The sequence below is a fragment of the Streptomyces poriferorum genome, from assembly GCF_019399235.1.
Classification (GTDB): Bacteria; Actinomycetota; Actinomycetes; order Streptomycetales; family Streptomycetaceae; genus Streptomyces; species Streptomyces poriferorum.
In genome coordinates this window covers 39651-46134 of the sequence record NZ_JAELVH010000024.1, presented here as the reverse complement: position 1 = coordinate 46134, position 6484 = coordinate 39651, and the positions used below count along the sequence as shown (strand labels likewise).

6 protein-coding genes are annotated in these 6484 nt (G+C 69.8%); 3 read left to right on the top strand and 3 right to left on the bottom strand.

From position 1 onward, the window contains the following. From JGS39_RS07190 to JGS39_RS07180, 3 genes are all read left to right on the top strand, one after another. On the top strand, nt 1–654 hold a 654-nt coding region (locus JGS39_RS07190), incomplete at its 5' end, for a solute carrier family 23 protein (RefSeq protein WP_308120228.1). Nucleotides 655–696: 42 nt separating this feature from the next. Beyond that, a complete protein-coding gene (locus tag JGS39_RS07185; RefSeq protein ID WP_219567904.1) occupies nt 697–2091 on the top strand; it encodes an 8-oxoguanine deaminase in 1395 nt (464 codons plus the stop codon). 300 nt (nt 2092–2391) lie between these two features. Next, on the top strand, nt 2392–3828 hold the full coding sequence (locus JGS39_RS07180; RefSeq protein ID WP_219567903.1) for a nucleobase:cation symporter-2 family protein: 1437 nt from the start codon (nt 2392–2394) through the stop codon (nt 3826–3828). Between the two features lie 81 nt (nt 3829–3909). Here JGS39_RS07180 and JGS39_RS07175 read toward each other — a convergent pair whose 3' ends face one another. The 3 genes from JGS39_RS07175 to JGS39_RS07165 form a co-directional block, all read right to left on the bottom strand. Then, a complete protein-coding gene (locus JGS39_RS07175) occupies nt 3910–4773 on the bottom strand; it encodes a chitosanase (RefSeq protein WP_308120227.1) in 864 nt (287 codons plus the stop codon). A 170-nt stretch (nt 4774–4943) separates the two neighbouring features. Beyond that, nucleotides 4944–5252, bottom strand: coding sequence for an SH3 domain-containing protein (locus JGS39_RS07170; protein ID WP_219567902.1), 309 nt, complete (start codon nt 5250–5252; stop codon nt 4944–4946). Between the two features lie 188 nt (nt 5253–5440). After that, the gene (locus JGS39_RS07165; protein ID WP_308120226.1) at nt 5441–6289 is read right to left on the bottom strand and encodes a chitosanase; all 849 of its coding nucleotides are present in this window, start codon (nt 6287–6289) and stop codon (nt 5441–5443) included. Nucleotides 6290–6484 lie beyond the last annotated feature (195 nt).

Here is a 6484-nt window from a genome sequence, read left to right as displayed (position 1 = left end):
CTCCCCACCCCCTTCGCCTTCGGCGCCCCCGAGTTCCGGCCCGCCGCGATCCTCTCCCTCTGCATCGTGATGCTCGTCCTGATGACCGAGTCCTGTGCCGGCATGCTCGCGCTCGGCGAGATCTGCGACCGGCGCACCGACGGCAGGACCATCACCCGCGGACTGCGTACCGACGGCATCGCCACCTTCCTCGGACCGGTCTTCGGCGGATTCCCGACCAGTGCCTTCGCGCAGAACGTCGGCGTGGTGTCGCTGACGAAGGTGCGCAGCCGGTACGTGGTCGCCGCCGCGGGCGGCGCCCTGCTGGTCCTCGGCGTCTTCCCGGTCCTCGGCGCGGTCGTCTCGCTCGTCCCGATGCCCGTGCTCGGCGGCGCCGGCATCGTCCTGTTCGGATCGATCGCCGTCAGCGGCATCCGTACGCTCTCCGAGGCCGGACTCGACGACAGCTCCAACATCGTCCTGGTCGCCGTGGCGCTCGGCGCGGGCATCATCCCGCTCGCCGCGCCCGGCTTCTACACGGGATTCCCGTCCTGGGCGCAGACCGTCCTGGGTTCCGGCATCAGTGCCGGGGCGCTGGTCGCGGTCCTGCTCAACCTGTTCTTCCACCATCTCGGCACCCACGGCCGCACGGCTGTGGCACTCAAATCCTCCTAGGGTCCTGCCGTGCCCACATCGCTGATGAGAGAAGGAAGCACCATGGCAGCACCGGGAGCCGACCGAGTGGAACGCATCGTCATCGAGAACTGTTCGATCGCGACCGTCGACGCCGACGACACCGAGTACGCCTCGGGCCATGTCGTCGTCGCGGGCAACCGCATCGAGTCCGTCGGCGCCGGCCGGGCTCCGGAGGGCCTGGACAACGTCGTACGCCGGATCGACGGCACCGGGCACCTCGTCACGCCCGGTCTGATCAACACGCACCACCACTTCTACCAGTGGATCACCCGCGGCCTGGCCACCGACCACAACCTCTTCGAGTGGCTGGTCGCGCTGTACCCGACCTGGGCGCGCATCGACGAGCCGATGGCCGCCGCCGCCGCGCAGGGCTCGCTCGCCATGATGGCCCGCGGCGGTGTCACCACCGCGATGGACCACCACTACGTGCACCCGAAGGGCTCCGGCGACCTGTCCGGCGCGATCATCGGCGCCGCCCGCGACATGGGCGTACGGTTCACCCTCGCCCGCGGGTCCATGGACCGCAGCGAGAAGGACGGCGGGCTGCCGCCGGACTTCGCCGTGGAGACCCTCGAAGGCGCGCTGGCCGCCACCGAGGCGACCATCGACGCGCACCACGACACCTCCTTCGACGCGATGACCCAGATCGCCGTCGCACCCTGCTCCCCGTTCTCCGTGTCCACCGAACTCATGCGTGAGGGCGCCGAGTTGGCGCGTCGGCGCGGGGTCAGGCTGCACACGCACGGTTCGGAGACCGTGGAGGAGGAGAAGTTCTGCCACGAGCTGTTCGGGATGGGCCCGACCGACTACTTCGAGTCGACCGGCTGGCTCGGCGCCGACGTGTGGATGGCGCACTGCGTCCACATGAACGACTCCGACATCGCCGCGTTCGCCCGCACCGGCACCGGTGTCGCCCACTGCCCGTCCTCCAACGCCCGCCTCGCCGCGGGCATCGCCCGGGTCCCGGACATGCTCGCCGCGGGCGTCCCGGTCGGCCTCGGCGTCGACGGCACCGCCTCCAACGAGTCCGGCGAACTCCACACCGAACTGCGCAACGCCCTCCTCATCAACCGCCTCGGCCCGCACCGCGAACGTGCCCTGAACGCCCGTCAGGCCCTGCGCCTGGGTACGTACGGCGGCGCCCAGGTCCTCGGCCGTGCCGACCAGATCGGCTCCCTGGAGCCCGGCAAGCTCGCCGACCTCGTGCTCTGGAAGCTGGACACCCTCGCCCACGCCTCCATCGCGGACCCGGTGACCGCCCTGGTCTTCGGCGCCGCCGCCCCGGTCACGCTGTCGCTCGTCAACGGCAAGCCGGTCGTGGAGTCCAACCGCCTGACCACCGTGGACGAGGACGCCATCGCCCGCGCCACCCGCGACGAGGCCCGCCGCCTCGCGCAGATCGCCGCCGGAGCCTGACGGCTTCCCCGGCGCCCCGATACCGGCCGGCCGAGGGGGACGGCCCTCGGCCGGCCGCCGTGGACCCGAGCGGGGTCCACGGCAACCGGTGGGGGAGGCGCGTACCTCAGACGTACGCGCCTCCCGTACCGGCGATCCAAGCTGCCCGCACCAGCTGCACGACCTGCCCCACCTGCATCAACGCACCACACGGGGCCCGGTCCGGTGGACACTTCTGGCACATGTCCCGGTGACCGGCCCCGGCACCACCTCCCTGACACCCACGTCGCCGCAGATGTGTACCCGACCGGAGGAACCGCCGTGGCAGCTACGCCCAGGTTTCGCAACGACGCAAGTGCAGCACCCGACCCGGAATCGTCCCCGTCCGACCGGAAGCATCCGGTCGACGAGACGCTCCCCCCACTGAAGATGTTCACCAGCGGTCTCCAGCACGTGGCCGCGATGTACGCGGGCGTGGTGGCCCCGCCCATGATCGTGGGGCCCGCCGTGGGCCTCACCGCCAAGGAGACCGCCTTCCTCATGGGGGCGAGCCTGTTCACCGCGGGCATAGCCACCCTGCTCCAGACGCTCGGCTTCTGGCGAATAGGCGCCCGGCTGCCGTTCGTCAACGGCGTCTCGTTCGCCGGAGTGACGCCGATGGTGGCCATCGGCAAGGACCGCGGACACGACGGCATCGCCGTGATCTTCGGTGCGATCATCGTCGCCAGCCTCCTCGGCTTCGTCCTCGCCCCCTACTTCTGCAAACTGGTCCGCTTCTTCCCACCCGTCGTCACCGGCACGGTCATCACCCTGATCGGCGTCTCCCTGCTTCCGGTCGCCTTCAACTGGTCCCAGGGCGGCAACGCCACCGCCGACGACTACGGCTCCACCACCAACATCACGATGGCGGCCGTCACCCTGGTGATCGTCCTGGCCCTGCGGAAACTGCTGCGCGGCTTCCTCCAGCAGATCGCGATCCTGCTCGGACTCGTCATCGGCACACTCGTCGCGATCCCCGTCGGTATCACCGACTTCGGTGCCATCAAGGACGCCGACGTCATCGGTTTCCCCACCCCGTTCCACTTCGGGGCGCCGCAGTTCGAGATCGCCGCGATCGTCTCGATGTGCATCGTGATGCTGGTCTGCATGACGGAGTCGACCGCGGACATGCTGGCCCTCGGCAAGATCGTCGACCGGCCCGCGGACGAGCGCACCATCGAGGGCGGTCTGCGTGCCGACACCCTGGGCAGCGCCATCAGCCCGCTGTTCAACGGCTTCATGTGCAGTGCCTTCGCCCAGAACATCGGGCTGGTCGCGATGACGAAGGTCCGCAGCCGGTTCGTCGTCGCAGCCGGCGGCGGCATCCTCATCCTGCTCGGCCTGTGCCCGGTGGCGGCCTCCGTCATCGCGCTGGTGCCGCTGCCGGTGCTGGGCGGCGCGGGCATCGTGCTGTTCGGCTCCGTCGCCGCGAGCGGCATCCAGACGCTGGCCTCCGCCGCGCTGGAGAAGGGCGAGAACGCGCTGATCGTCGCCGCCGCCGTGGGCGTCGGGCTGATACCGATCGCCGCGCCGGAGTTCTACCACGCGTTCCCGGAGGACCTGCTCGTCGTCCTCGACTCGGGCATCTCGACCGGGTGCGTCGTGGCGATCGTCCTCAACCTGGCCTTCAACCACCTGGGCCGGAAACCGGACGCCGGGCCGGATGCGGAACAGGAGGACCACGAGAAGGCCAACCCCGCTCCCGTGGCCGTGCACTGACGGTCGGTCACAGCACTGTGGCGCGTACGGTTCCGCCGTGAGGGCGGTCGTACGCGCCACAGCCGATCGCGGCCCGGTGCGTCAGCCGATGTGGAAGCTGTCGCCGTACACCTTCCAGTCGAGCGGCGGATCCAGGTTCAGATTGCCGTTCTCCAGGAAGACCCGCTGGGCGGTGTCCACCCGGCTCGTGTCCGAGTGGGCCTCCTCCTGCTTCATGGCCCAGACCCGCGCGTCCAGGAAGGCGTTGAGGTAGGTGGCCTCGTCGCCGCCCTGGGACGGCGGCTTCGCCCGGGCGACAGCGCGCTCGCGGATCGAACCGAAGCTCGTGCTGTCGCCGCCGTCGCCGTGCATCACGATGGCGTCGTAGTACGCGAACTGGCCCAGTGTGCCCAGCCCGTCGCTCTTGCCCCGGCCGACCGACGGGTCGAAGTAGACCCGGTCGCGTTCGTCGTTCTGCGCCTGCTGGAACGCCGGATCGCCGGCCGCGGTCTCCCAGGCCTCGCTGAACCCGGGATCGAGGCCGTCGTGCGAATCGGTGCCGTCCACGGCGCGCAGGGCCGGCAGGTACTCGGCGAGCGGGTTGCCCGGCTCCCGCTGGGTGTACAGCTCCACCAGGTCGAGCATGTCGCCGGTGCCGGAGCAGAATCCGATGATGCCCGCCGTGTAGCCACGGCCGTCACCGATGTCCTCGATGTAGCCGTACTGCGCCTTCCAGTCCAGCGAGGAGTTCTCCGCGCTGGAGACCAGTTGCATGGCGATGTCCTTCTTCGCCGGATCGTCGAGCCCGGTCGCGGCTGCCTCCTGGTGGTGAACCGCCGTGGGGGCGGGTGCGGTGCCTGCGAAGGCGGTGGCGGGAATCGCCGTGAGGGTCAGACCGAGCGCGACGAGTGCGACGCGCACGGATCGGTTGTTGCGACGTGCGGTGCGCTTGTGGGGAGCGTGCACCAGTCCTCCAAGGGAGTTCGTCGTTCCGATTGTTCTGTTAGGAAGCTTTACTATCAGAGTCGAACGGTGGTCGTACACCCCTGCGACGCGGGCGAGTTCGTGCGGTCCGGGCGTGCGAAAGCCCCGCACCGGGCGCGAGGGCGGCCGGTGCGGGGCTGTGAAGTGCCGGGTCAGCAGTCCAGGTAGGCCACGTGGATCCAGACGCCGGTGGGACCGCCCCACAGGTCGCCCATCACCCAGTTGCCCTGCTGGCCGCGGTAGTCGAGGTTCTGGCCCCGGTTCACCTGACCCAGCACCGGGTAGTCCGTCCCCGGACCGCCACGGAAGTTCACCCCGTTGTCGTTGACCGTGCAGACCTGGGCCGGTGCCGCCTTGCTGTGCGCGGCGGTCGTGCTCGGGGTGGCCTGGGCGGCGGGCGAGACGGCCAGTCCCAGACCGGCGGTCAGCATGGCCGCGCCCAGCAGAATCTTCTTCATCATGTCGCGAACTCCTCAGTGATCCGGCCCACGGCGCGTGGACCGTCCGCCCGCCTCAACGGGCCGGCCGGCCACCGGGACACGGGCGGATGAAGCCTTCCCTGATGGAGTGAAAGTGCAGGTCACATGCCATGCGCACCGGCGCACACGGGTCGCTCGGCCAACGCTTCGCGCGCCTGTCGATCTTGGGTTTACGAAGCGTCCGGCCTCTTGATCAGATAGCTGTCGCCGTACACCGTCCACCGCAGCGGTGTCTCCAGGCCGAAATTCCCCTCGCGCACGAAGACGCGCTGTGCCGTCTCGACCCGGCTGGTGTCGCTGTGCGAGGGCTCCTTGCCGATCGCCTCGACGCGCGCGTCGAGGAAGGCGTCGAGGTACGTGCCCTCGTCGCCGCCCCGTGCCGGGGGCCGGTCCTCGGCGAGTGCCTGGCGGCGCATCGTACGGAAGCCGACCGTGCCCTCCGCGTCGCCCGCCCCGTGCATCACATAGGCGTCGTAGTAGATGAACTGCCCGAGCGTGCCCAGCCCGTCCTTCTTCGCCTGTGCGACCGCGGGCTCGAAGTACCCCCGGTCCCGCTCGGTGTCCTGGGCCGCACGGAACGCCGCGTCATCCGCGGCCTTCGACCACGCCTCGGTGAACGGACGGCCGAGTCCCGTGTGCGCGTCGCTCCCCACCACCCCGCGCAGGGCGGGCAGGAACCGCTCCAGCGGATTTCCGGGCCGCGCCTTCGCGTACCGCTCGACCACCCGGAGCATGTCGCCGGTGCCGGAGCAGAATCCGATGATGCCGGCCGTGTACCCGCGGCCGTCACCGATGTCCTGGATGTAGCCGTACTGCGCTTTCCAGTCGAGGGTCGAGTTCTCCGCGCTGGAGACCAGTTGCATGGCGATGTCCTTCTTCGCCGGATCGTCCAGTCCGGGACCCGTGCCCCCCTTGCCCGAGGCGCTGCCGGTACCCGCCCCCGTACACCCGGACAGCAGGGCGGCGGCCAGGGCGAGAGCGACGGAGGTGACGACGGGGGAACGCGCGGTGAGCTTCACCTTTCCAGCCTGCCAGGCCGTGGGGATGATCTTTACTTACTCGGCTGTAGCGTCAGGGGCTGTGAGCTGGTGTCGGTTGAGTGTGCACAAGTGCGTTGGCGTATGGGGTGAGTCCGATGGTGCGGTGAGTGAGGGCGGGAACGAGAGTTCTAGCGCCGAATGGGTGACCTTGGTCGTGGTGGCTCGTTGTGCCGG

Excerpts from the sequence above, each read along its gene's own strand:
- JGS39_RS07170 (WP_219567902.1), bottom strand. The coding sequence starts at position 5,252 with ATGATGAAGAAGATTCTGCTGGGCGCGGCCATGCTGACCGCCGGTCTG.
- JGS39_RS07185 (WP_219567904.1), top strand. The coding sequence starts at position 697 with ATGGCAGCACCGGGAGCCGACCGAGTGGAACGCATCGTCATCGAGAAC.